Source organism: Pseudomonas sp. SORT22, from assembly GCF_018417635.1.
Classification (GTDB): domain Bacteria; phylum Pseudomonadota; class Gammaproteobacteria; order Pseudomonadales; family Pseudomonadaceae; genus Aquipseudomonas.
In genome coordinates this window covers 3,230,498-3,254,808 of sequence record NZ_CP071007.1, presented here as the reverse complement: position 1 = coordinate 3,254,808, position 24,311 = coordinate 3,230,498, and the positions used below count along the sequence as shown (strand labels likewise).

Genomic DNA, 24,311 nt, shown 5'->3' with positions numbered 1-24,311 from the left:
TGGCCAGTTTTTCGCCTGAGGACAACAATAATGACCGAGACCGAAATCCGCCTGCGCCAGGAACTGGCCGCCTGCTATCGATTGATCGCGCACTTTCGCATGACCGATCTGATCTTCACCCATATCTCGGTGCGCATTCCCGGCCCCGAGCATCATTTTCTGATCAACCCCTATGGTTTGATGTTCGATGAAATCAGCGCCTCTAACCTGGTCAAGATCGACCTGGCGGGCAGGGCGGTGGAGGCGTCGCCGTACCCGGTGAACCCGGCCGGTTTTGTCATTCACAGTGCCATCCACGGTGCCCGCGAAGACGCCCAGTGCGTGCTGCACACGCACACCAAGGCCGGCTGCGCGCTGGCGGCGCTCAAGTGCGGGTTGCTGGCGGTCAACCAGATTTCCATGGAATTCCACGGCAAGGTTGCTTACCACGACTACGAAGGCATCGCCCTGGACATGGCCGAACAAGCGCGCCTGGTCGATGACCTGGGTGACAAGGCGGTGCTGATTTTGCGCAACCATGGCTTGCTCAGTGTCGGGCGCAGTGTCAGCGAGGCGTTCCTGCGCATGTACTACCTGGAAAAAGCCTGCGAGATCCAGCTCACGGCGATGGCGGCCGGCGAGCTGGTGCTGCCATCGGAAGAAGTCTGTGCCCACACCGAACGCCAGTTCAACGAACCGGCGCGGCCGCTGAAGGAAGGTGAGCTGAGCGATCCGGACGGCATGCAACTGGCCTGGTCGGCGTTGCTGCGTCTGCTCGATCGGGTGGCGCCGGGCTATCGCGACTGATCAGCAGTTGTTGTACAGTCGTTCAATACGCAATCCTGTGGGAGCGGGCCTTGCCCCGCGATCTGCTGCGAAGCAGCAGTAAAACCTGTCGACACGGTGCAAACAGACACACCGCATTGGCCGCTTTTACGACCGCTTCGCGCTCGATCGCGGGGCAAGGCCCGCTCCCACCGGGTTCCTGCAACTCACTCTGTTCGAGAAACCCTATGTCTCAGGAAGCCCGTTACAGCCGTATGGTCCCGGAGTTGCGCAAGGCCAACCTGGTCGAAGCGACCCTGGTGTGCCTGAAACGCCACGGCTTCCAGGGCGCCTCGATCCGCAAGATCTCCGCCGAGGCCGGCGTCTCGGTGGGGCTGATCAGCCATCACTATTCGGGCAAGGACGAACTGGTCGCCGAGGCCTACATGGCGGTCACCGGCCGGGTCATGGGGCTGATCCGCGAAGCCATGGCCCAGGCCGCACCCAATGCCCGCGAACGGCTGTCGGCGTTCTTTCGCGCCTCGTTCTGCGCCGAGTTGCTCGACCCGCAACTGCTCGATGCCTGGCTGGCGTTCTGGGGCGCGGTGAAAACCGCCGAGGCGATCAACCAGGTGCACGATCATTCCTACGGCGAGTACCGCAACGAACTGGGCCGGCTGCTGGCGGACCTGGCCACAGAGGAGGGCTGGCAGGCATTCAACGCCGACCTTGCGGCCATCAGCCTGAGTGCCTTGCTTGACGGCCTGTGGCTGGAATCGGGGCTCAACCCCGGGACCTTCACCCCCGAGCAGGGCGTGCAGATCTGCGAGGCCTGGGTCGATGGTTTGCAAGCCGGTGGGCGCCGGCGCTTCACCCTGATCGAGGGCTGTTGATCGGTCGTTCAGTAATGGGTACGCTGCTGTCGTGAGTCATACAACAATTTTTATAAGAGACAACACGCAATGACGCCTCGGGTACTGGTCGTCGATGACGATCCGCTGATTCGCGACTTGCTGCACGCCTACCTGTCCCAGGAAGGCTACGACGTGCACTGCGCCGCCACGGCGGAGCAGGCCGAGCATTTTCTTGGCGAGCAGGCTGTCGACCTGGTCATGCTCGACATCCGTCTGCCGGGCAAGGATGGCCTGACCCTGACCCGCGAACTGCGGGTGCGCTCGGAAGTCGGCATCATCCTCATCACTGGCCGCAACGACGACATCGACCGCATCGTTGGCCTGGAATGCGGCGCCGACGATTACGTGATCAAACCGCTGAACCCGCGCGAGCTGGTGTCGCGGGCCAAGAACCTGGTGCGCCGGGTGCGCCATGCCCAGGCCGGCAAGCCGCCCAGTGGCGCCAATCATCCGCTCAAGCAGTTTGCCGACTGGGCCCTGGACACCGACCGCCGGCGCCTGATCGACCCCCAGGGCGGCGAAACCCTGCTGACCCATGGCGAGTTCCAGCTGCTCAGCGTGTTCCTGCGCAACAGCGGCCATACCCTGAGCCGCGACCAGTTGATGGACCAGATCCGCAACCGCGAATGGGTGCCCAACGACCGCTCCATCGATGTGCTGGTCGGCCGCTTGCGGCGCAAGCTGCACGATGACCCGGCCGAACCGCAGCTGATCATCACCATTCACGGCGCCGGTTACCTGTTTACCGCCAGCGTGGCGGCCTGAGCGCATGTGGCGGCTGTTCTGGCTCGCCCTGCTAGTGCTCGGCGCCCAGGCTCAGGGCGCCGAGCGCATCCGCTATTGCGACTACCCGGTGTACCCGCCGGTCTCCTGGAGTGACGGCAAGCAGGTGCGCGGCCTGGCGCCGACCGTGGTACGCCAGTTGTTCGCGCGCCTGGGCTATGAGGTGGAGATCGTCGTGCTCGGCAACTGGAAGCGCTGCCTGCTCGATGCCGCCGAAGGCCGGGTCGACGTGGTGTTGGCCTACAACAGCGACCAGCGCGACCAGGGCATGCGTTTTTCCACGGTGCCAGTGTTGCGCGAAGAGGTGGCGGTGTTTTTCAACCGCCAGCGGCCGGTGAAATTCGAGCGCCTTGAGGACCTTGCCAGCTACCGCGGCGGGCTGTTGTTCGGCGAAAGCTACGGCCCTGACTTCGACCGCTTCGTCGCCCGCCACCAGAACATCGAGTGGGTCTCCGACAGCCAGCAGAATTTCGGCAAGCTGATTCGCGGGCGCATCGATTTCGTCATCCAGGAGCGGCGCACCGGCCAATTGTTTGTCGAACACCTGCCTGGCGCCCAGGACATCCAGGCCTTGCCCACCGCGCTGAGCGTCGACTACCTGCGGGTGGCGGTGTCGCGTCATTCACCCTTGAGCCAGCACATGGCGCAAATCGACGAGCAGTTGCAGCGCATGACCGACAACGGTGAGATCCAGCGCTGGCTGGAACAAAGCGAAGTCACCTACCGCGACATGGTCAACCTGCCGGCGGACGCCCGTTGATGCGCCTGCAACCCGGTGGCCTGCTGCGGCGCCTGCTGCTGTTCATCCTGTTGTTCAGCCTGTGCTTTACCGTGCTGGCCAGCACCGTGCAGTTGTATTTCGAGTACCGCCGCGAGATGCGCGACATCGATTCGCGCATGGCGCTGATTCGCGCCGGCTACCTGGCAAGCCTTGAGCGCAGCCTCTGGGACCTCAACCAGGAGCAACTGAACGTGCAATTGCGCGGCCTGGTGGACTTCTCCGATGTGGCGCGGGTGCGCCTGAGCAGCGCCGATTTCGACTTGCTGCAGGGCGAGGCCGCGCCGCAAGGGCCGCTGCGCATCGAGCGTTTCGCCCTCGACTACCAGCCGCCGTCAGGGCCGCCACGCCATTTGGGCGAGCTGGAAGTCAGCATCGACCTGGGCGCGGTGCACCGACGCCTGTTCGCCACCGGGCTGACCAGCCTGTTGTGGATGAGCGTGTTCCTCTGCGGCCTGGCCGTGGCCCTGTCGGGGTTGTTCTACCGCCTGGTCACCCGCCACCTGCAGGTGATGGCCGAGTTTGCCCGCCGTATAGGCGCCGGCGATTTGCAGGAGCCGCTGCGCCTGGACAAGCGCCGCTACAGCCGCGAAGACGAAATCGATACCGTGGCCCACGCCCTGGACGACATGCGGCGCAATATTCTCAGCGATATCGATCGCCGTGAAATCGACCGCCTGGCCCTGCAGGACAAACGCGACGAACTGCAGAAGATGGTCGAGCGCCGCACCGCCAGCCTGATGCATGCCAAGGAGGAGGCCGAGGCGGCGAACCTGGCCAAGTCGCGCTTCCTGGCAACCATGAGCCATGAACTGCGCACCCCGCTCAACGGCATCCTCGGCATGGCCGAACTGCTGCGCGAAGCGCACCTCGACGCCCGTGACCGCAAGCGCCTGGATGCCCTGTACAAAGCCGGCGAAGGTTTGCTGACCATCCTTAACGAAGTGCTGTATTTCGCCCGCCTGGAAGAGGGCGAAAGCCACCCGGAGCCGGTGGACTTCTCCCTGCGCCAATTATGCGACGAGGTCATGACCCTGCTCGAGCCGCGAGCGCTGAACAACGATACGGTGCTGCGCTGTCGCATCGATAGCCAGTTGGCGCCTCGCCAGCACGGCGCCGAGCAGTTTTTGCGTCAGGTGCTTAGCAACTTGCTGGCCAACGCCATCAAGTTCACCGAGGCCGGCGAGGTGAGTGTCGATGTCCAGGTGCTGGACCAGGCGCAAGGCCGCCAACAGTTGCGGGTCAGCGTGCGCGACAACGGCATCGGCATCGCTGCGCCGGTGCAGGGGCGGATTTTCGATCGCTTCGTCCAGGCCAGCGACGCCGTGGCCCGGCGTTACGGCGGCACCGGCCTGGGCCTGGCGATCTGCAAGCACCTGGTCGAGCTGCTCGGTGGGCGCATCGGTCTTGAAAGCGTTGAGGGCCAGGGCAGTTGTTTCTGGTTCGAGCTGCAGCTGCAAGCGGCTGCCGCCGAGGCCCCGGCGCTGCTGCCGGCAGCAGCGGTGCAGGCCCTGGATATTCTTGTGGTCGAAGACGTCGAGCTCAACCGCGAGGTGGTGCGCGGCCTGCTGCAGCGTGACGGCCACCGCTTGTGGATGGCCGAAGACGGTGAACAGGCGCTGGAGCTCTGCGCCCAGCGGCGCTTCGAACTGATCCTGCTCGATGTGCACCTGCCGGGTATCAGTGGCGTCGAGCTGTGCCGGCAGATCCGCCGCATTCCCGGGCCGAACCGCGCTTGCCGGATCCTGGCGCTGACCGCCAGCGTGCAACCGGCGCTGGTGCGCGGATTTCTTGCGGCGGGCATGCAGGGCATCCTCGCCAAGCCGCTGAAGCTCGACAGCCTGCGCCAGGCGCTGGCGCAACAGGGGGTGGTGGTCGAGGCGGCGACGGCCGGGCAGGGCATGGACTGGGCGCTGCTCGATACCCATCGCAGCCTGCTCGGCGAACAGAAAGTCCAGGGTTTGCTGACGGTGCTGCGCGATGCCCTCGAACAGCACCAAGGCGCGCTGGCCGAGGCGCTCAAGGCCGGTGACTGTACCGAGGTCGCACACCTGGCCCATCGCCTCGCCGGCAGCAGCGACTCCCTGGGTTTTAGCGGCCTGGCGACGGTACTGCGCGAGCTCGAAGCAGCAGCGCTGGGCAAGCACCAGGCGGCCCTGAAAGCATTGCAAGCACCCTTGACCGAGCAGTTGCGCCTGGCCGCACAGACCCTCAAACAGTTGATCCAGAGCTGACGTACAAAAACCTTACGACTTTTTACATCTTCGATCTTCAGGTACAACGCCAGCTTACATCGCTTTCCAATAATCGACGGCAACCGCTGCACGCGGTCTTCGAAGCTTATTGGAGATAATAATAATGAACTGCCGTAAAGCTCAGCCGTCCCCGCACCATCGCCTGTCCCTCCCGCGCTTCAACCACTGTTGAGGTGCCGACATGACTGACTCTACTGACCGTAAAGGCATCCACCTGACCCGCGCGCTGAAAAGCCGGCACATCTTCATGCTGTCGCTGGGCGGGGTGATCGGTACCGGGCTGTTCATGGGCTCGGGGGTGACCATCAACCAGGGCGGGCCCATGGGCGCAATCCTTGCCTACCTGGTGGCCGGTTTCCTGATGTACCTGGTGATGGTCTGCCTGGGCGAGCTGTCGGTGCAGATGCCGGTGTCCGGCTCGTTCCAGACTCACGCGACCAAGTTCATCGGCCCGGCCACCGGCTTCATGATCGGCTGGGTGTACTGGATGAGCTGGGCCACCACCGTCGGCCTTGAGTTCACCGCCGCCGGCATGCTGATGGTGCGCTGGTTCCCCGAGGTGCCGATCTGGTACTGGTCGGCGCTGTTCGTGGTGGTGCTGTTCGGCCTCAATGCCCTGGCCACCCGCGCCTTTGGCGAAGCCGAGTACTGGTTCTCGGGGATCAAGGTGGCGGCGATCCTCGGGTTTATCATCGTCGGCGTGCTGGTGATCTTCGGCGCGATCCCGCTGACCAGCGGCGAGCCGGCGCCGATGATGAACAACCTGATCGGCGACTCGATGTTTCCCAACGGCCTGTCGGCGGTGTTCGCGGTGATGATGACCGTGGTCTATGCCTTCCAGGGCTGCGAGATCATGGGCGTGGCCGCCGGTGAAACCGACCAGCCGGAGAAGAGCATCCCGCGTGCGGTGCGCAACGTGGTGTTCCGCGTACTGATCTTCTACGTGCTGGCCATCGTTGTGCTTTCGGCCATCGTGCCGTGGCAGCAGGCCGGGCTGATGGAGAGCCCGTTCGTGCAGGTGTTCGACATGGTCGGCATTCCCTACGCGGCCGACCTGATGAACTTCGTCATCCTTACCGCGATCCTGTCGGTGGGCAACTCCGGCCTGTATGCCTCGACGCGCATCCTCTGGGCCATGTCCAAGACCGGCATGGCACCCAAGAGCCTGTCGCCCTTGAGCAAGCGCGGCGTGCCGCTGCGGGCCCTGAGCATCACCCTGTGCTTTGCCCTGGTGTCGCTGATGACCAGCTTCGTTGCCGCCGACACCTTGTTCATGGTGCTGATGGCGGTGAGCGGCATGTCCGGCACCGTGACCTGGATCGTCATTGCCCTGGCCCAGTACAAATTCCGCCGTGCGTACCTGCGCGATGGCGGCAAGCTGGCCGACCTCAAGTACCGCGCGCCACTGTTCCCGCTGGTGCCGCTGCTGTGCATCACCCTGTGCAGTTCGCTGTTCGTGTTCCTGGCCCTGGACGAAACCCAGCGGCCGTCGCTGTACTGGGGTTTTGGTTTCATCGCCGTGTGTTACGCGGCGTACTTCATCATCCACCGCAAGCGCCAGGCGGTGTTGGCGCCGTCGGTGTAAACCCATCGCGGGGCAAGCCGCTCCTACCTGTAAATGTAGGAGCGGGCTTGCCCCGCGATAGGTTGTACAAAGTTGTAACAGGCGCGGCCATTACTTCTTCATGTAAATATTTAAATCTTTTAAAAACAAAAAGATAGCTCTGTTACTTCACCTGTTACAGCAAGTAGTGCAACCGATTGTCTCCTTGTTGAACACTCGTTTAGTATGGCCTCACGTCATACCTCTAACGCCAACCACAATAATTCGAGGCCACCCATGACCCCTCCTGCGTCGCTGCTCAGCCAGGTCGAAGCCGGCATTGCCTGGATCACCCTCAACCGCCCCGACCAGCGCAACGCGCTGGACATCCCCAGCCTGAAAAACCTGCATGCCTTGCTCGACGCCCATAACGCCGACCCGGCCGTGCGTGTGGTGGTGCTGACCGGTACGGGCCGCAGCTTCTGCGCCGGCGCCGACCTTGCCGAATGGGCCGAGGCCGAAGCCCGCGGCGCGCTGGAAAGCTACGGCTGGACCGAAACTGCCCATGCCTTGATGCAGCGCCTGCACAGCCTCGACAAGCCAACCATCGCCGCCATCAACGGCACCGCCGTCGGCGCCGGCATGGACCTGACCCTGTGCTGCGACCTGCGCGTAGCAGCAGCCTCGGCGCGGTTCAAGGCTGGCTACACCAGCATGGCCTACAGCCCGGATGCCGGCGCCAGCTGGCACCTGCCACGGCTGATCGGCAGCGAACAGGCCAAGCGCCTGCTGTTTCTCGATGAGCTGTGGGGCGCCGAGCGGGCCCTGGCGGCCGGGCTGGTCGGCGAGGTGTGCGCCGATGAGCAGTTGCTGGCGGTGACCGCAGACCTTGCCGGGCGCCTGGCCAAGGGCCCGACCTTCGCCTTCGCCCAGACCAAGCAGCTGATCCGCGACGGCGCCCAGCGCACCCTGGGCGAGCAGCTACAGGCTGAGCTTGCCGCCGGGCTGCTGTGCGGGCGCAGCGCAGACGGCGCCGAAGCGTTGCGCGCCGCCGTCGAGAAGCGCACTGCTAATTTCGTTGGCAAATAAACACTTACAAGCACTTCTTCAGGATCGACTCATGAATTTCCAACTGACCCAAGAACAACAAATGTTGGTGGAAGCGGTACGCAGTTTTGTCGCCAAGGAGTTACTGCCCCATGAAGAGGCCGTCGACCGCGCCGACGAGGTCTCGCCAGAGCTTGCCGCGCAGATTCGCGGCAAGGCCATCGCCGCCGGCTTCTATGCCTTCAACATGCCCGAGGAAGTCGGCGGTGGCGGCCTCGACTACCTGTCCCAGGCGCTGATCGAACGCGAGCTGTCGAAGGTGTCGTGGGCCCTGCATGTGTTTGTCGCGCGGCCGTCGAAGATCCTCATGGCCTGCAAGGACGAACAGATCAACGACTACCTGCTGCCGTGCATCCAGGGCGAGAAGACCGACTGCTTTGCCCTCACCGAGCCTGGCGCTGGCTCCGATGCCAACGCGATCAAGACCCGCGCTGTGCGCGAGGGCGACAACTTTGTGCTCAACGGCAGCAAGCACTTTATCAGCCATGCCGGGCATGCCGATTTCGCCATTGTCTTCGCCGTCACCGACACCTACCAGCACAACGGCAAGACGCGCAACGCGGTGACCGCCTTTCTGGTCGACCGCGGCACCCCGGGCATGACCATCCGCCGCGGCCCCAAGTGCGTGAGCAACCGCGGCTATCACACCTTCGAGCTGTTCTTCGATGACTGCAAGGTGCCGGCCAGCAAGGTGCTGGGTGAGGTCGGCAAGGGCTGGGAAGTGGCCAACGCCTGGCTAACCGCCGGGCGGGTGATGGTCGCCGCCAACTGTGTTGGCCAGGCCCAGCGCGCCCTGGATGTGTCGCTGCAATGGGCGGCCGACCGCAAGCAGTTCGGCCAGCCGATCGGCACCTACCAGGGCATTTCGTTCAAGCTCGCCGACATGGCCACGCAAATCCGCGCCGCTGAGCTATTGACCCTGCACACTGCCTGGAAAATGGACCAGGGCACGATGACCGACGGCGAGGCGGGCATGGCCAAGCTGTTTGCCAGTGAAGTGCTCGGCAAGGTCGCCGATGAGGCGGTGCAGATCTATGGCGGCATGGGCCTGATGGACGAAGGGCCGGTCGAGCGGATCTGGCGCAATGCGCGCATCGAGCGGGTCTGGGAGGGCACCTCGGAGATCCAGCGGCACATCATTTCCCGTGAACTGCTGCGCCCGCTGCTGCGCTGACCAGGAGCCTGCTCATGTTACGAGACAACCTCAAACGCCTGCTCGCCCCGCGCCACCTGGCCTTCGTCGGCGGGCGCAGCATGGCCCGGGCCTTCAAGCGCTGCGCCGAAGGCGGCTACCCAGGGCAGATGTGGCTGGTCAACCCGCAGCACGACAGCCTCGATGGCGTGCCGTGCGTGCGCAGCGTCGCCGAGTTGCCCTGTGCGCCGGATGCGGTGTTCATCGCCACCAACCGCGAACTGACCCTGACCTGCGTGGCCGAGCTGGCCGCCAAGGGCGCCGGCGGGGCGATTTGCTACGCCTCGGGCTTTGCCGAAACCGGCGCCGAAGGCCTGGCCCTGCAACAGCAACTGCTCAAGGCCGCCGGCGACATGGCGCTGCTGGGCCCCAACTGCTATGGCCTGCTCGACTACCTGCACAGCTCGGCGCTGTGGCCGGTGGCCCATGGCGGCAAGGCGGTGGAGAAGGGCGTGGCGGTGCTGACCCAGAGCGGCAACTTTGCCTACAACCTGTCGATGAGCGACCGCTCGCTGCCGGTGGCCTACATGGCCTCGGTGGGCAACCAGGCGCAGATCGGTATCGCCGAACTGATGGACGCGCTGCTCGATGAGCCGCGGGTGACCGCCATCGGCCTGCACCTGGAAGGCCTGAAGAACGTGCCGGGCTTTGCCCGCGCCGCGCACAAGGCGCTGGAAAAGGGCATCCCGATCATCGCCCTGAAAACCGGGGTGTCGCAGATCGGCGCGCAACTGGCGCTGAGCCACACCAGCTCGCTGTCCGGCTCCGATGCGCTGTATGACAGCCTGTTCGAGCGCCTCGGGGTGATCCGCGTCAGCGGCCCGGTGAGCTTTGTCGAAACCCTCAAGGCCGCCGCCTGCGGCCAGTTGCCCAAGGGCGGCAGGCTGATTGCCCTGGCCTGCTCCGGTGGCGACGCCGGGCTGATTGCCGACTATGCCGAACGCAACGCGCTGAGCCTGCCGAAGCTGGATGACGGCCAGGTCGGCGAGCTGACCCAGGTGTTGCCAAGCTATGCCAACCTGGTCAACCCGCTGGACTTCACCACGGCGATCTGGGGCGACGCCTGCGCGCTTGAGCGCATGCTCGACAGCGCCCTGCGCACCGAGGCCGATGCCGCCATGCTGGTGCTCGACTACCCGGCCGAGTTCACCGGCGAGCGCAAGGAGTGCGACCTGCTGCTGGAGCTGTACTGCGCGGCGCTCAAACGCCACGGCAAGAGCGGTTTTGTCACCTCGGCCTTGCCCGAGCTGCTGCCGGCCGTTGCCCGCGAGCGCCTGCATGGCCACGGCATTGCCGCGCTGCAGGGCGTCGAGGATGGCCTGGCGGCCTGGGGGCGGATTGCCGCGTACCAGGCCAGGCGTCAGGCGCTGCTTGATCTGGGCGAGTCGGCATTGGCGCCGTTGTGCCCGCAGGCACTGCATGGCGAGGGCGAGCTGCTCACCGAGTGGCAGTCCAAGCAAGCCTTGCAGGCGTTCGGCCTGGCGGTGCCCAAGGGCGTGTTGAGCAGCCCTGAGCAAGCCCTCAAGGATGCTGAAACGGTTGGCTATCCTTTGGTGCTCAAAGCGGTCAGCGCGCAACTGCCGCACAAGACCGAAGCCGGCGCCGTCGCCCTCAACCTGCGTGACCCCCAGGCCCTGGGCGCGGCCCTGGAACAGATGCGTACGCGGATCGCGGCCTATGCACCGGGTGTAGTGTTCGACCAGGTGCTGCTCGAACCCATGGCCAGCGCGCCGCTGGCCGAGCTGATCGTCGGCATCAAGCGCGAGAACGACTTCGGCCTGGCGCTGGTGATAGGCGCGGGCGGCATCCTCGTCGAGTTGCTCAAGGACAGCACCAGCCTGCTGCTGCCGACCACCGACGGCGCCATCCGCAAGGCCGTGCTCGGCCTGCGCAGCGCCGCCTTGCTCCAGGGCTTTCGCGGCCGTGAAGCGGCCGACCTCGAGGCGCTGGTGGCGGCGATTCGTGCGGTGGCCGACTACGCCTGCGAAAACGCTGCGCAATTGCTCGAACTGGATGTCAACCCATTAATGGTCGGTGCCCAGGGCACCACCGCGGTCGATGCGTTGATTCGCCTCGGCCAGGTGTAAGGAGATGAACATGCACAACAGCCCATCGACCGGTGGCCAGGCCCTGGTGCGCCTGTTGGCCAACTACGGCGTCGATACCGTGTTCGGCATTCCCGGGGTGCACACCCTGGAGCTCTACCGCGGCCTGCCCGGCAGCGGTATCCGCCACGTGCTGACCCGCCATGAGCAGGGCGCGGGTTTCATGGCCGACGGTTATGCGCGAGTCAGCGGCAAGCCGGGGGTGTGTTTCGTCATCACCGGCCCCGGGGTTACCAACGCCGCCACCGCCATCGGCCAGGCCTACGCCGATTCGATTCCGATGCTGGTGATTTCCAGCGTCAACCATACCGCGAGCCTGGGCAAAGGCTGGGGCTGCCTGCACGAAACCCAGGACCAGCGCGCCATGACCGCGCCGATCACAGCGTTTTCTGCGGTGGCCCTGAGCGCCGAGGACCTGCCCGAGCTGATCGCCCGTGCTTACGCGGTGTTCGACAGCGAACGCCCGCGCCCGGTGCATATTTCGGTGCCGCTGGATGTGCTGGCCGCACCGGTCGCCCGCGACTGGAGCAATGAAGTGGTGCGCCGCCCGGGCCGGGGCGTGCCGGCCAGCAGCGCGCTGGATCAGGCCGCAGGCAAATTGGCCGGCGCCAAACGGCCGATGATCATCGCCGGTGGCGGTGCCCTGGCCGCGGCCCAGGAGCTGCAACAACTGAGCACCCGCCTGGCCGCGCCGCTGTTCACCAGCGTTGCCGGCAAAGGCCTGCTGCCACCCGATGCGCCGCTCAATGCCGGCTCAGCGTTGTGCGTGGAGCCAGGCTGGCAACTGATCGCCGAGGCCGATGTGATCCTTGCGGTCGGCACCGAAATGGCCAACACCGACTTCTGGCGTGAACGGTTGCAACTCAATGGTGAGTTGCTGCGGGTGGATATCGATCCGCGCAAGTTCAACGACTTCTACCCCTGTGCCGTGGCCTTGCAGGGCGATGCCCGGCAGACCGTCGCCGCCTTGCTCGAACGTTTGCCGCCAGCACCGCGCGATGCCGCTGCCGCCAGTGATGCGGTCGCCAGCCTGCGCCAGGCGGTCAAGGCCAGCCACGGCCCGCTGCAGGCGATCCACCAGGCGATCCTTGACCGTGTCGCGGCCGAGCTTCCGGCCAACGCCTTTATCAGCACCGACATGACCCAGCTGGCCTACACCGGCAACTATGTCTATGCCAGCCGCGCGCCCCGTAGCTGGCTGCACCCCACCGGCTACGGCACCCTCGGTTACGGCTTGCCTGCCGGTATCGGCGCCATGTTCGCCACGGATGACCGCCCGGGCCTGGTGCTGGTCGGTGATGGCGGGTTCCTCTACACCGCCCAGGAACTGGCCACTGCGGTCGAAGAACTGGAGCGCCCGCTGGTGGTCCTGCTGTGGAACAACGATGCCCTGGGGCAGATTCGCGACGACATGCTCGGCCTGGATATCGAGCCGATCGGCGTGCTGCCGCGCAACCCGGACTTCATCGGCCTGGCCCGGGCCTTTGGCTGCAACGTGGCGCAGCCACACAGCCTGGATGACCTGCAACGGGAACTGCGCAGCGGCTTTGCCCGCAATGGCGTGACCCTGATCGAGCTCAAGCACGCCTGCGCGCGCTGAGCCTACACCGTATTTTTGGGAGACTGCCATGCGTTTTTCCGCTCTGACCCAACGTATCGCCGGTGACGGCGCCGCTGCCTGGGAGATTCACTACCGCGCCCTTGAGCTGCTGGAAAAAGGCCAGGACGTGTTGCTGCTGTCGGTCGGCGACCCGGATTTCGACACCCCGGCGCCGATCGTTGAGGCCGCCATCGACAGCCTGCGCAGCGGCCACACCCATTACTCCGATGTGCGCGGCAAACTGGCCCTGCGCCAGGCCATTGCCCGCCGCCATCAGCAACGCAGCGGCCAGCAGACCGGCGCCGATCAGGTAACCGTGCTGGCCGGCGCTCAGTGCGCGCTGTTCTGCGTGGCCCAGTGCCTGCTCAACCCCGGTGATGAGGTGATCGTCGCCGAGCCGATGTACGTTACTTACGAAGCGGTGTTCGGCGCCTGTGGCGCCACGGTGATCCCGGTGCCGGTGCGCCCGGAGAACGGTTTTCGGGTCCAGGCTGAAGATGTCGCCGCGCGCATCACCCCCAAGACCCGCGCCCTGGCTCTCAACAGCCCGCACAACCCCTCCGGCGCCAGCCTGCCGCGCAGCACCTGGGAGGCCCTGGCCGAATTGTGCATTGCCCATGACCTGTGGCTGATTTCCGATGAGGTCTACAGCGAGCTGCTGTACGACGGCGAGCACATCAGCCCCGGCAGCCTGCCGGGCATGGCCGAGCGCACCGCAACCTTGAACAGCTTGTCCAAGTCCCATGCCATGACCGGCTGGCGGGTGGGCTGGGTGGTCGGCTCGCAGGCTTTGGCCACGCACCTGGAAAACCTCGCACTGTGCATGCTCTACGGCTCGCCGGACTTCATCCAGGACGCCGCCGTGGTGGCCCTGGAGCAACAACTGCCGGAGCTTGCGGCCATGCGCGAAGCCTACCGCCAGCGCCGTGACCTGGTCTGCGAGTGCCTGGCCGATTGCCCGGGCTTGCGTGCGCTCAAGCCCGACGGCGGCATGTTCGTGATGGTCGATATCCGCGAAACCGGCCTTAGCGCCCAGGCGTTCTCCTATCGCCTGCTCGATCACCATGGCGTCTCGGTACTTGCCGGCGAAGCCTTCGGCCCCAGCGCCGCCGGGCATATCCGCCTGGGCCTGGTGCTCGGCGCCGAACCGCTGCGCGAGGCTTGCCAGCGTATTGCCCGCTGCGCCGCCGAACTGATGGAGGGCAAGGCCCATGGCTGACTATTCGCGGCTGTTTATCGATGGCAGCTGGCAACTGCCGTCGGGGCAGGGCCTGGCCGAGGTGATCAACCCGGCCACCGAAGCCGTGGCCGGCAGGGTGCCGCTGGGCGACGAGCACGACGTCAACCGCGCGGTGGCAGCTGCGCGCCATGCCTTTGGCAGTTGGTCGCAAACCCCGTCCAGCGTGCGCGCAGGTTTCATCCGCGCCCTGGCCGAGCAGCTCAAGGCCCGCGCCGATGAGATGGCCGCCGTGATCACCAGCGAGCTGGGCATGCCGGTGCAATGGTGCCGGGCGGTGCAGGTCGACGGGCCAATTGTCGGCCTTGAGCAGTACATCGAACTGGCCGGGCTGATGGATGAGGTGCGCGAGGTCGGCAACTCGCTGGTGGTGCGCGAGGCCGTCGGTGTGTGCGCCTTCATCAACCCCTGGAACTACCCGCTGCACCAGTTGATCGGCAAGCTCGCCCCGGCCCTGGCCGCCGGTTGCACGGTGGTGCTCAAGCCGAGCCAGGAAACCCCGCTGCATGCCTTTTTGCTGGCCGAGATGATCGATGCCATCGGCTTGCCGGCCGGGGTCTTCAACCTGGTCAGCGGCCCCGGCGCCAAGGTCGGCGAGGCGCTGGCCCGCCACCCGCAAGTCGACATGGTGTCGTTCACCGGCTCTACCGGCGCTGGCGTGCGCGTGGCCCAGGCGGCGGCGCCGTCGGTCAAGCGCGTGTGCCTGGAACTGGGCGGCAAGTCGCCGTTGTTGATCACCGCCGACGCCGACCTGGAAGCCGCGGTGCGCTATGGCGTGCAGGACGTAATGATCAATTCCGGGCAGACCTGCACGGCACTGACGCGCATGCTGTTGCCGGCCAGCCGTTATGAAGAGGCCCTGGCAATCGCCGTGGATGAAACCCGCGGCCTGGTCATGGGCGACCCGCAAGACCCCGGCAGCTTCCTCGGCCCGATGTGTTCGGCAGCGCAGCGGCGCACCGTGCTGGACTACATCCGCATCGGCCAGGAGGAGGGCGCACGGCTGTTGTGTGGCGGCGACACGGCGCCGGGTTTCGAGCGTGGCTTCTACGTGGCGCCAACGCTGTTCGCTGACGTCGACAACCGCATGCGTATCGCCCAGGAAGAGATCTTCGGCCCGGTGCTGTGCCTGATCCCCTATGCCGATGAGGCGCAAGCGCTGGCCATCGCCAATGACTCGCCCTTTGGTTTGTCCAGCGCAGTGTGGGCGGCCGACCGCGAGCGGGCCCTGCAACTGGGCCGGCAACTGCGCGCCGGGCAGTGCTTCATCAATGGTGCGGCGTTCAACTACCAGGCGCCGTTCGGCGGCTACAAGACCTCGGGCAATGGCCGCGAATGGGGCGAGGAGGGCCTGGCCGAGTTCGTTGAATTCAAGGCGATCCAGTGCTGATGCGCTCTGTGTTTTTGTCCCAACCGTTTAAGGACCCCTCATGAATGTACTGATCGTTCACGCTCACCCCGAGCCGCAATCCTTCACTGCCGCCCTGCGCGACCAGGCCGTTGCAACCTTCACCGCCCAGGGTCACCAGGTGCAGGTCAGCGACCTGTATGCGATGAACTGGAACCCGGTGGCCAGCGCCGCTGACTTCGTCAGCCGCGAGAACCCCGATTACCTGGTGTATGCCCTGGAGCAGCGCCTGGGAGTCAAAAGTCAGTCGATTGCCGCCGACATCCAGCAGGAGCTCGACAAGCTGCTGTGGGCGGACCTTGTGGTGCTGAACTTCCCGATCTTCTGGTTCTCGGCACCGGCCATGCTCAAGGGCTGGATCGACCGCGTGCTGGTGTCCGGGGTGTGCTACGGCGGCAAGCGCTTTTATGACCAGGGCGGGCTGGCGGGCAAGAAGGCGCTGGTCACCGTGACCCTCGGCGGGCGCGAGCACATGTTCGGCGAAGGGGCGATTCACGGGCCGCTGGAGGACATGCTGCGACCGATCCTGCGCGGCACCCTGGCCTACGTCGGCTTCGAGGTGCTGGAGCCGTTCGTGGCCTGGCACGTGCCGTATATCAGCGACGAGGCGCGCAAGGACTTTTTGCGCAGCTATCAGCAGCGCCTGGAGCATCTGTCCGATGACCAGCCGCTGGTGTTTCCGCGCCTGGCGCAGTTTGACGAGGCGTTGTATCCGCGGGCTTGACCCGCGATAAAAACGACACCTACCCATTCGGGGTATGGTCGCCATCAACGGCTCCCGCGATAGTAACTCCGTCGGCTCACACCGAGCAGATCTGGTGACACGACGGAGTGGCTATGCGAAAGACACTGAAGGTGATTTCCAGTCTGTTGCTCGCGCCCCTGGCAGCGGCGGCCCTTGCCGCCGACGACGGGGCGGGCAACACACTCAGGCTGTACAACTGGACGGACTACATCGGCGAAACGACCCTCGCCGACTTTGAACAAGCCACCGGCATCAAGGTGATCTACGACACCTTCGACGGCTACGAAACGGTGCAGACCAAACTGCTGACCGGGCGCTCGGGCTACGACCTGGTGGTACTCAACGCCTCCCTGGTGCCGCCGCTGATCAAGGCCCGGGTATTCCAGCCGCTGGACAAAAAGCAGCTGCCCAGCTGGAACAACCTCGACCCGCAGGTGCTCAGCACCCTGCAAGGCTACGACCCGGGCCTTGCGTATTCGGCGCCCTACACCTGGGGCAGCTCGGGGGTGACCTACAACGTCGACAAGATCAAGGCACGCATGCCCGATGCGCCCATCGGCTCGCTGGCCATGCTGTTCGACCCGAAGATCGTCTCGCGCTTCGCCGACTGCGGCGTGACCTTGATGGATGCACCCAGCGAAGTCATCCCGCTGGCCCTCAAGTACCTGGGGCGCGACCCCAACAGCGCCAGCGCCGATGACCTCAAGGCGGCCCAGCAGTTGCTGCTCGGCGTGCGGCCGTTCATCAACAAATTCGACTCGGTCAACTACCTGACCAGCCTGCCCAACGGTGATACCTGCCTGGCATTGACCTGGTCCGGCGACTACGCCACCGCCCAGGCGCGGGCCGAGGAGGCGAAGAACAACATCAAGCTGTCGTTCTTCATCCCGCAGGAAGGCTCGCTGATCTGGTTCGACAACCTTTACCTGCCCAGCGACGCGCCGCACCCGGCCAACGCCCACCGTTTCATCGAATTCCTCCTGCAGCCGCAGAACATCGCCAAGGTCAGCAACTACATCCACTACGCCAACAGCAACGCCGCTGCCACGCCCTGGGTGCAGGCCGAGATTCGCGACGACCCGGCGATCTACCCGGACGCCGCCACCCGCCAGCGCCTGTTCGCGCAGAAAACCCAGAGCGGCAAGGACATGCGCGCCATCACCCGGGTCTGGAGCACGGTCAAGACCGGTAGCTGACATTTCAATTTCCCTTCGCCAAGGACACTGCCATGGCCACGCCAAACCAAGCCTTGCCAACAAATGCTGCCAACGATGCCCTGGTGGCCGCCGACAAAGCCCACTACATGCACGGATACCACGTGTTCGACGAGCATGCCGAGCAAGGCGCGCTGAACATCGTCGAAGGCGAGGGCGCCTATATCTACGACACCGAGGGCAACCGCTTTCTCGACGCTGTCGGCGGCATGTGGTGCACCAACATCGGCCTGGGCCGCGAAGAGATGGCCCTGGCCATCGCCGACCAGGTACGCCAGCTGGCCTATTCCAACCCGTTTTCGGACATGGCCAACAACGTCGCCATCGAGCTTTGCGCAAAACTGGCCAGCCTGGCCCCGGGCGATCTCGATCACGTGTTCCTCACCACCGGTGGCTCAACCGCGGTCGATACCGCCTACCGGCTGATCCAGTACTACCAGAACTGCCGTGGCAAGCCGGATAAAAAGCACGTGATCGCCCGCTACAACGCCTACCACGGCTCGACCTGCCTGACCATGTCGATCGGCAACAAGGCCGCCGACCGCGTGCCCGAGTTCGACTATGCCAACGAGCTGATCCACCACGTCTCCAACCCCAACCCCTACCGGGCGCCGGATGACATGGACGAGGAGGAGTTTCTCGACTTTCTGGTGGCCGAGTTCGAAGACAAGATCCTCTCGCTCGGCGCCGACAACGTCGCGGCGTTCTTTGCCGAGCCGATCATGGGCTCGGGCGGGGTGATCATCCCGCCCAAGGACTACTTCCTGCGCATGTGGCAGGTGTGCCAGACCTACGACATCCTCTTCGTGGCCGATGAGGTGGTGACCTCATTTGGCCGCCTGGGCAAATTCTTCGCCAGCGAGGCGCTGTTCGGCGTGCAGCCGGACATCATCACCACCGCCAAGGGCCTGACTTCGGCGTACCTGCCGCTGGGCGCGTGCATCTTCTCGGCGCGCATCTGGAAGGTCATCGCCGAGCCGGGCAAGGGCCGCTGCTTCACCCATGGCTTTACCTACAGCGGCCATCCGGTGTGCTGCACGGCGGCGCTGAAGAACATCGAAATCATCGAGCGCGAGCAGCTTCTGGCCCATGTCGATGAGGTGGGTGGTTATCTGGAGCAGCGTCTGCAGAGCCTGGCCGGGCTGCCGCTGGTCGGCGAGGTGCGCTGCATGAAGCTGATGGCCTGCGTCGAGTTCGTCGCCGACAAGCGCAGCAAGGCGCTGTTTGCCGATGAAGTGAACATCGGCGAGCGCATCCACCGCCGGGCCCAGGCCAAAGGTTTGTTGGTGCGGCCGATCATGCACCTGAACGTGATGTCGCCGCCGCTGATCATCACCCGCGCGCAGGTCGACGAGATCGTTGAAACCCTGCGCCAGTGCATCATCGAAACCGCTGAAGAACTGCGCCGCGAAGGGTTGTACGCGGGTGCATGACAAGCCCTTGCGGGAGCCGGCCTTGCCGGCGATGGGCTGCATCGCAGCCCCCCGGCGGGTTAGACTGCCGGGCATGACCCGAGCCACTGCCGACACCCCGATCTGCCTGTCGTTCTCAGCCCTGCAGCAATGGCATGCGGCGCTGCAGCATGCCATTGCCCGCAGCGGCGAGGCCGACGCCCTGGCAAGCCTCGCCGCCGCCCTGAGCCAACTGGTGGCGGTCGAGTCGATGATGATCAGCCTTGAGCGCCAAGGCCAGCCACCGCAACTGTTATACCAGCAGGGCATCCCCGAGCGTCACCGCGACGCCATCCTCAACCGTTACTTCAGTGCCGGCTACCTGCTCGACCCGTTCTGCCTGGCGGTAGAAAAAGGCCTGGCCCAGGGTTTTTACCACCTGCAGGACATCGCCCCGGACCACTTCTTCGACAGCGACTACTACAAGACCTACTACCTGGGCACCGGCTGCAGCGAAGACAGCTACTACATCGTCGACATCGACCCGCACAGCAAAATATCCCTGAGCCTGTTCCAGGGCTGTGGCGGCAGCAGCCTGAGCGTCGAGCAACTGCACGTGTTGCAGGCGGTCGAGCCGATGGTCCGCGAACTGATCCGCCGCTTTGCCCAGCATGGCCTTGAGCCCGGCAGTGAAGCGGCCAGCCAGGGCAGCGTCCAGGCCGCCTTCGACAGCTTCGGCTGCAACAAACTGACCGAGCGCGAACGGCAGGTGGCGCAGATGATCCTGCGCGGCCACTCGGTGAAGTCCACCGCCGGCGAAATGGGCATATCGCCAGAAACCGTGCGCATGCACCGCAAGAACCTCTACCTGAAGCTTGAGATCAACTCCCAGTCCGAACTGTTTGCGCGTTTTATCGACTGGCTGCGCCTAGGCTGAGGCTATCTCACGCTGCCCCCCTGATCGCCAAAACATTGCACAAGCGCTGTTCCAGCACATGCTCGGTGGTGCTGCCGGTCAGGCGTTCGAGCAGTTTGCGCGGGTGGTTGCCCATCACCAGCACGTCGGCGCGGCTGTGGGCGATGAACTCGGCGATGCTGCGGGTGATCGGCGCCGACAAAAAGTGCTGGCGCTCAACCGATACGCCATGGCGCGCGGCCATTTGCTCGAACGCCTTGTGGATCGACTTGCGCACGTCACTGCCAAAGCCCGGCATGGTCACGGTGCCGGCGCCGAAGTCAGCCATGTGGGTGTGGGCGCTGTCGCATACGTGCAACAGGTGCAGCTCGGCGTTGCACTGGCGGGCCAGGTCGGCGGCGGCGTTGATCACGCTTTCGTTAAGATCGTCGTGGGGGTGTTCGGGGTGGGTCGGGTCGACCGCGGCAATCACGATGCGCGGCAGCGGGCAGTGCACCTCGCTGACCAGGTGCACCGGGCACGGGCATTCGCGCAGCAGTTGCCAGTCCAGCGGCGCGACCACCAGGCGCTTGAGCAGCGGCTCGTGCTGTACGTCCTTGATCAGCAGGTCGGGGGTGATTTCGGCCACTTGCGCCAGGGCCGCTTGCAGCACGTCGCGGGCGAGAATCACCTCGGTACTGACGCGAATACCATTTTCGTGCAGCAAGGTCGCTTCATCGGCCAGCCACTGGCGGTTGTTCTGCATCAGCGTATCGAGGCGGTGTTCGTCACCGCTCATGAGCCCGAGGGTATCGATTTCGTCGACAAAGGCGCAGATATGCAAGGTGGCGCCGGTGGCGAGGGCCAGGGCAGCGGCGCGCTCCAGCGCCGGGGTGTGGCGCAGGTCGGAACCTACCATCAGGAACAGGCGTTGGTACTGGCTCATGGGGCACCTCCGGTAGCGTTGTGTTGCCAGCCCCCCGGTGCTTGAAGTCTAGTCCATCGCAGCGGGGCGCCCGCAGGCTCCGGAGCGGGCTATCTGACAAGCGGTCCGCGCTGGTCTAGGCTGCGCTACAGGACCGGGCGGGCGAGGGTGAGGGCATGAGCAATGCGGTACTCAAGGCGTGGCTGCTGATTGGCGGGTTGCTGCTGGGCGCCCTGACCTGGGCCCAGGAGCCAGGCGCGGCGGCGGCCAGCGCCGAGCCGGTGGAGCTGAAGGTGTTCAACCGCAGCATCATGCTGTTTCGCGCGACGGTGCTGGGCGAAACCCCGCAGTTGCGGGTCAAGCGCGCCCGCACGGTGATCGGCGAAACCCTGGATGACAGCCCCGACCCGCAGGTCAGCCTCGACCCGGTGCAGTCCAGCTATTTGGTGCTGCTGGGCGACAAACGTGCGTTCATTGTCTCCAGCCGCGACATTGACCCGCTGAGCCAGGGCACGGTGCGCGAGGCCGCCGAGCAGGCCGCGGCCAACCTGCGCCAGGCCGTGGGCGAGCAGCGCGAGGCGCGTAACCTGCAACGGCTGGCACGCGCGGGGCTGGCAGCAGCGCTGGCCACCGCGCTGTACCTGGCGCTGTTGTGGGCTATCGCGTTTACCAGAGGCAAGCTGCAAGCGCGCCTGCCGCGGCTGATGCGCCGTCACGCGCGGACCCTGAGCGTGGGGCAGACGCCGGTGATCGAGGCGAATTTCTTCTACACCTTGATACGCCGGGTGCTGGAGAGCGTGCGCTGGTTGCTGATCGCCTTGCTCAGTTATGAATGGCTGGGTTTTGTCCTGTCGCGCTTTCCCTACACCCGGCCATGGGGCGAGCGCCTCAATGAATACTTGCTGGAGCTGCTGCGCTACCTGCTCGAAGGCATGATCAGCGCGGTGCCGGGGCTGGTGGTGGCCCTGGCGATTTTTTTCATTGCCCGTGGCGCGGTCGCTTTCAGCCGCCGCTTGCTGCGCCGCCTGGCGGTGCCCGGGACCCTGAGCTGGCTCAACCAGGAAACCTTGGCCCCGACCACGCGCCTGACTGCCCTGGCGATCTGGTTGTTCGCCCTGGCCATGGCCTACCCATACCTGCCTGGTGCGGGTACCGACGCGTTCAAGGGCTTGTCGGTATTGATCGGCCTGATGATTTCCCTGGGCGCCACCAGCGTCGTCGGCCAGGCCGCTGCCGGGCTGATCCTGACCTACACGCGCACTTTGCGTCCTGGCGAATTCGTGCGCATCGGCGAGTACGAGGGCACGGTCACCGAGCTTGGCATGTTCACCACCCGCATCCGCACTGGCCTGGGTGAAGTGCTGACGCTGCCCAATTCGTTGATCACTGCCAGCGTGACCAAGAACTACTCGCGGATCGTCGAGGGCGAGGGCTATGTGGTCGACACCACCGTGACCATTGGCTACGACACGCCCTGGCGACAAGTCGAGGCGATGCTGCTGGAGGCGGCGCGGCGTACCAATGGCATCCTCGAGCAACCGTTGCCGCAGGTGTTCCAGACCGCCCTGTCGGACTTCTATCCCGAGTACCGCCTGGTGGCCCAGGCCATTCCCAGCCAGCCCCGGCCGCGGGCGGTGCTGCTCAGCGAACTGCACGGGCATATCCAGGACGTGTTCAACGAGTACGGCGTGCAGATCATGTCGCCGCATTACCTGGGCGACCCGCAACAGCCCAAGTCGGTGCCCCCGGCGCAGTGGTACAGCGCCCCGGCGCAGCCGCCCGGGGCGCCCTGAACTCAGGGCTCTTCGGCCGGGCTGTCGGCGGCCAGCGGCTGCGCCACCCAGCTCATGAACAGCTCGTAACCCACGGCCAGCACCACCGGGCCGATGAACAGGCCGATGATGCCGTTGGTCAACATGCCGCCGAGCGCGCCGATCAGCACTACCGGCATCGGCACGGCAACCCCGCGGCCCAGCAGCAGTGGCTTGAGGACGTTGTCGCACAGCCCGGCGAGCAGGGTCCAGATGGCGAAGATCACCGTGCTGGCACTGACTCCGTCATGGGCAAACACGTAGATCACCACCGGCAAGGTCACCAGCAGCACCGGCAGCTGGGTGATGCCCAGCAGCAACACCAGTAGCGCCAGCACCCCGGCCGCGGGCACGCCCATGACCACCAGGCCGATGCCCACCAGCAGCATCTGCACGAAGGCGATGCCGACCACGCCCTGGGCCACGGCGCGAATGGTCGCGGTGCACAGCGCGGCCAGTTGCTCGCCGCGCTGTGGCCCGGAAATGCGCATGGCAATGGCCTCGGCGGTGCGCTGACCATTGTCGCCCTTGGCCATGATCACCCCGGCGACCACCAGGGCAACCACGAACACCAGGATGCCCGAGCCGATCCCGGCCAGTTGCGTCAGCAAGGTCTTGCTCACGCCCTTGAGGTGCGGGGCCACCTGCGACAACGCCCAGCTCAGGTCGCTGCTGGCATGGGCCCAGATACCGTACAGCGGTGCGCCGATCAGCGGCCAGTCACGCACGTTGTCCGGCGGCGACGGGATTTCGATGCGCTGGTCCTCGAAGCCGTGGATGCCTTGCTGCACGGTGTCGGCCACCGAGGTGCCGAGCAGGCTCAACGGCCCGATCAGGCAGGCCAGGCCGATAATCACCAGCACCACCGCGGCCCAGCCAGGGCGGCCACCCAGCCAGCTGCCCAGGCGCTGGTTGAGCGGGTAGAGGGTGATCGCCAGGATCACCGCCCAGAGCATCAGGCTCAAAAACGGCCGGAAGATCTCGAAGCAGAACATCACCAGCACCGCGATCAGGCCAGCGCGGATCAGCACATCCAGCAGTTCGCGGGAGGTGCCCAGGTGCAGGGGGCGGTTGTTGGCCATCGGCGTCTCCTTGGGCGGGCAATCGGCGCTTTAGCGCAGCGCCGGGCAGCGACTGGCGCCGCCGCTGGCCGCCTGGCTGACCAGTTCGGTGAAGCGCTTGAGGTTCTGCTGGTGGGCCAGCACCAGCGCGTCGATGCTGGCCCCGGCCGGGGTCTGGATCACGCTGCGACAGTTGAGCGCCGCGCCGCCGTTGGCGGCCCGCAGACGCCAGCGGGCATCGAACAGGGCGTATTGCCCAGGCACCGAGTCAAAGCGCTGGACTTCCACGCGCAGGCCCAGGCGTGGCTGGGCGCTGCTGCTGGCGAACTGGTTGACCAGGGCGTTGCGCAGCTCGTCGGCGAGGCTTGCGCCCCACCATTCGGTCTCAAGGATCGCCAGGCTGCTGTTGCCCTGACGAATCACCACCTGCGGGCGATCGACCTGCGGCGGCACGCTGACCTGTTCCAGTAGCACATCGGCACTGCTGGCCGCGGCCGGCTGTTGCGGGATCAGCGTGTGGTAGTGGATCGGGTCGCTGCGGCAAGCGGCCAGCAGCAAGGCCAGGCTCAACACGGCAATCTTGAAGGCATGCGCCATGGGTGT

At 65.4% G+C, this 24,311-nt stretch carries 20 protein-coding genes; 17 read left to right on the top strand and 3 right to left on the bottom strand.

Going from position 1 to position 24,311, the window contains the following annotated elements; genetic code table 11:
• The first annotated feature begins 30 nt into the window (after positions 1-30).
• The 16 genes from JYG36_RS14925 (at position 31) to JYG36_RS14850 (ending at position 19,953) form a co-directional block, all read left to right on the top strand.
• Positions 31-786, top strand: a complete 756-nt coding sequence (locus tag JYG36_RS14925) for a class II aldolase/adducin family protein (RefSeq protein ID WP_045198799.1) — start codon at positions 31-33, stop codon at positions 784-786.
• 206 nt (positions 787-992) lie between these two features.
• Positions 993-1,637 carry a TetR family transcriptional regulator C-terminal domain-containing protein gene (locus JYG36_RS14920; protein WP_093383240.1) on the top strand — a complete coding sequence of 215 codons (645 nt, stop codon included), beginning with the start codon at positions 993-995 and terminating at the stop codon, positions 1,635-1,637.
• A gap of 69 nt (positions 1,638-1,706) precedes the next feature.
• Complete coding sequence (locus JYG36_RS14915) at positions 1,707-2,423, top strand: response regulator (RefSeq protein ID WP_045198803.1); 717 nt, start codon at positions 1,707-1,709, stop codon at positions 2,421-2,423.
• A gap of 4 nt (positions 2,424-2,427) precedes the next feature.
• Positions 2,428-3,201 carry a substrate-binding periplasmic protein gene (locus tag JYG36_RS14910; RefSeq protein ID WP_045198805.1) on the top strand — a complete coding sequence of 258 codons (774 nt, stop codon included), beginning with the start codon at positions 2,428-2,430 and terminating at the stop codon, positions 3,199-3,201.
• Complete coding sequence (locus JYG36_RS14905) at positions 3,198-5,453, top strand: ATP-binding protein (RefSeq protein ID WP_213601374.1); 2,256 nt, start codon at positions 3,198-3,200, stop codon at positions 5,451-5,453. Before JYG36_RS14910 ends, JYG36_RS14905 begins: the two co-directional genes overlap by 4 nt.
• Before the next feature lie 202 nt (positions 5,454-5,655).
• Complete coding sequence (locus JYG36_RS14900; protein ID WP_045198808.1) at positions 5,656-7,059, top strand: amino acid permease; 1,404 nt, start codon at positions 5,656-5,658, stop codon at positions 7,057-7,059.
• A 255-nt stretch (positions 7,060-7,314) separates the two neighbouring features.
• Complete coding sequence (locus tag JYG36_RS14895) at positions 7,315-8,106, top strand: enoyl-CoA hydratase/isomerase family protein (protein WP_213601372.1); 792 nt, start codon at positions 7,315-7,317, stop codon at positions 8,104-8,106.
• Positions 8,107-8,137: 31 nt separating this feature from the next.
• Positions 8,138-9,298, top strand: a complete 1,161-nt coding sequence (locus JYG36_RS14890; protein ID WP_045198812.1) for an acyl-CoA dehydrogenase family protein — start codon at positions 8,138-8,140, stop codon at positions 9,296-9,298.
• Between the two features lie 14 nt (positions 9,299-9,312).
• Complete coding sequence (locus JYG36_RS14885) at positions 9,313-11,403, top strand: acetate--CoA ligase family protein (protein ID WP_093383225.1); 2,091 nt, start codon at positions 9,313-9,315, stop codon at positions 11,401-11,403.
• A gap of 4 nt (positions 11,404-11,407) precedes the next feature.
• Positions 11,408-13,021 carry a 5-guanidino-2-oxopentanoate decarboxylase gene (locus tag JYG36_RS14880; RefSeq protein ID WP_213601370.1) on the top strand — a complete coding sequence of 538 codons (1,614 nt, stop codon included), beginning with the start codon at positions 11,408-11,410 and terminating at the stop codon, positions 13,019-13,021.
• 28 nt (positions 13,022-13,049) lie between these two features.
• Positions 13,050-14,240: a pyridoxal phosphate-dependent aminotransferase gene (locus JYG36_RS14875; protein ID WP_213601368.1), complete on the top strand. Its 1,191-nt coding sequence runs from the start codon at positions 13,050-13,052 to the stop codon at positions 14,238-14,240.
• A complete protein-coding gene (locus tag JYG36_RS14870; protein ID WP_213601366.1) occupies positions 14,233-15,648 on the top strand; it encodes an aldehyde dehydrogenase family protein in 1,416 nt (471 codons plus the stop codon). Before JYG36_RS14875 ends, JYG36_RS14870 begins: the two co-directional genes overlap by 8 nt.
• A gap of 40 nt (positions 15,649-15,688) precedes the next feature.
• Positions 15,689-16,390: an NAD(P)H-dependent oxidoreductase gene (locus JYG36_RS14865; protein ID WP_195883949.1), complete on the top strand. Its 702-nt coding sequence runs from the start codon at positions 15,689-15,691 to the stop codon at positions 16,388-16,390.
• Positions 16,391-16,503: 113 nt separating this feature from the next.
• A complete protein-coding gene (locus JYG36_RS14860) occupies positions 16,504-17,607 on the top strand; it encodes a polyamine ABC transporter substrate-binding protein (RefSeq protein ID WP_213601364.1) in 1,104 nt (367 codons plus the stop codon).
• A gap of 32 nt (positions 17,608-17,639) precedes the next feature.
• The gene (locus JYG36_RS14855; protein WP_213601362.1) at positions 17,640-19,058 is read left to right on the top strand and encodes an aminotransferase; all 1,419 of its coding nucleotides are present in this window, start codon (positions 17,640-17,642) and stop codon (positions 19,056-19,058) included.
• Between the two features lie 73 nt (positions 19,059-19,131).
• Positions 19,132-19,953 carry a helix-turn-helix domain-containing protein gene (locus tag JYG36_RS14850; RefSeq protein ID WP_045198827.1) on the top strand — a complete coding sequence of 274 codons (822 nt, stop codon included), beginning with the start codon at positions 19,132-19,134 and terminating at the stop codon, positions 19,951-19,953.
• 7 nt (positions 19,954-19,960) lie between these two features.
• On the opposite strand, the gene JYG36_RS14845 is transcribed toward JYG36_RS14850, so the two are convergent.
• Entirely contained in the window at positions 19,961-20,857 is an 897-nt protein-coding gene (locus JYG36_RS14845; protein ID WP_213601360.1) for a universal stress protein, read from the bottom strand.
• A gap of 155 nt (positions 20,858-21,012) precedes the next feature.
• On the opposite strand from JYG36_RS14845, the gene JYG36_RS14840 reads away from it, so the two are divergent.
• Positions 21,013-22,629 (top strand): mechanosensitive ion channel family protein, encoded by a 1,617-nt coding sequence (locus tag JYG36_RS14840; protein ID WP_213601358.1) that lies wholly within the window; start codon positions 21,013-21,015, stop codon positions 22,627-22,629.
• Between the two features lie 2 nt (positions 22,630-22,631).
• Here the strand turns inward: JYG36_RS14840 and JYG36_RS14835 are convergent, their stop codons facing one another.
• Together JYG36_RS14835 and JYG36_RS14830 are read right to left on the bottom strand one after the other, a co-directional pair.
• Positions 22,632-23,729, bottom strand: a complete 1,098-nt coding sequence (locus JYG36_RS14835; protein WP_213601356.1) for an AI-2E family transporter — start codon at positions 23,727-23,729, stop codon at positions 22,632-22,634.
• Between the two features lie 30 nt (positions 23,730-23,759).
• Positions 23,760-24,305, bottom strand: a complete 546-nt coding sequence (locus JYG36_RS14830; protein WP_213601354.1) for a PqiC family protein — start codon at positions 24,303-24,305, stop codon at positions 23,760-23,762.
• Positions 24,306-24,311 lie beyond the last annotated feature (6 nt).

What these genes read in the sequence shown, in the direction of transcription:
- JYG36_RS14840 (WP_213601358.1), top strand. Translation starts at nt 21,013, where the DNA reads ATGAGCAATGCGGTACTCAAGGCGTGGCTGCTGATTGGCGGGTTGCTG.
- JYG36_RS14875 (WP_213601368.1), top strand. Translation starts at nt 13,050, where the DNA reads ATGCGTTTTTCCGCTCTGACCCAACGTATCGCCGGTGACGGCGCCGCT.
- JYG36_RS14915 (WP_045198803.1), top strand. Translation starts at nt 1,707, where the DNA reads ATGACGCCTCGGGTACTGGTCGTCGATGACGATCCGCTGATTCGCGAC.
- JYG36_RS14885 (WP_093383225.1), top strand. Translation starts at nt 9,313, where the DNA reads ATGTTACGAGACAACCTCAAACGCCTGCTCGCCCCGCGCCACCTGGCC.
- JYG36_RS14880 (WP_213601370.1), top strand. Translation starts at nt 11,408, where the DNA reads ATGAACATGCACAACAGCCCATCGACCGGTGGCCAGGCCCTGGTGCGC.
- JYG36_RS14835 (WP_213601356.1), bottom strand. Translation starts at nt 23,729, where the DNA reads ATGGCCAACAACCGCCCCCTGCACCTGGGCACCTCCCGCGAACTGCTG.
- JYG36_RS14895 (WP_213601372.1), top strand. Translation starts at nt 7,315, where the DNA reads ATGACCCCTCCTGCGTCGCTGCTCAGCCAGGTCGAAGCCGGCATTGCC.
- JYG36_RS14910 (WP_045198805.1), top strand. Translation starts at nt 2,428, where the DNA reads ATGTGGCGGCTGTTCTGGCTCGCCCTGCTAGTGCTCGGCGCCCAGGCT.
- JYG36_RS14860 (WP_213601364.1), top strand. Translation starts at nt 16,504, where the DNA reads ATGCGAAAGACACTGAAGGTGATTTCCAGTCTGTTGCTCGCGCCCCTG.
- JYG36_RS14845 (WP_213601360.1), bottom strand. Translation starts at nt 20,857, where the DNA reads ATGAGCCAGTACCAACGCCTGTTCCTGATGGTAGGTTCCGACCTGCGC.
- JYG36_RS14925 (WP_045198799.1), top strand. Translation starts at nt 31, where the DNA reads ATGACCGAGACCGAAATCCGCCTGCGCCAGGAACTGGCCGCCTGCTAT.
- JYG36_RS14855 (WP_213601362.1), top strand. Translation starts at nt 17,640, where the DNA reads ATGGCCACGCCAAACCAAGCCTTGCCAACAAATGCTGCCAACGATGCC.
- JYG36_RS14865 (WP_195883949.1), top strand. Translation starts at nt 15,689, where the DNA reads ATGAATGTACTGATCGTTCACGCTCACCCCGAGCCGCAATCCTTCACT.
- JYG36_RS14920 (WP_093383240.1), top strand. Translation starts at nt 993, where the DNA reads ATGTCTCAGGAAGCCCGTTACAGCCGTATGGTCCCGGAGTTGCGCAAG.
- JYG36_RS14830 (WP_213601354.1), bottom strand. Translation starts at nt 24,305, where the DNA reads ATGGCGCATGCCTTCAAGATTGCCGTGTTGAGCCTGGCCTTGCTGCTG.
- JYG36_RS14870 (WP_213601366.1), top strand. Translation starts at nt 14,233, where the DNA reads ATGGCTGACTATTCGCGGCTGTTTATCGATGGCAGCTGGCAACTGCCG.
- JYG36_RS14890 (WP_045198812.1), top strand. Translation starts at nt 8,138, where the DNA reads ATGAATTTCCAACTGACCCAAGAACAACAAATGTTGGTGGAAGCGGTA.
- JYG36_RS14900 (WP_045198808.1), top strand. Translation starts at nt 5,656, where the DNA reads ATGACTGACTCTACTGACCGTAAAGGCATCCACCTGACCCGCGCGCTG.
- JYG36_RS14850 (WP_045198827.1), top strand. Translation starts at nt 19,132, where the DNA reads ATGACCCGAGCCACTGCCGACACCCCGATCTGCCTGTCGTTCTCAGCC.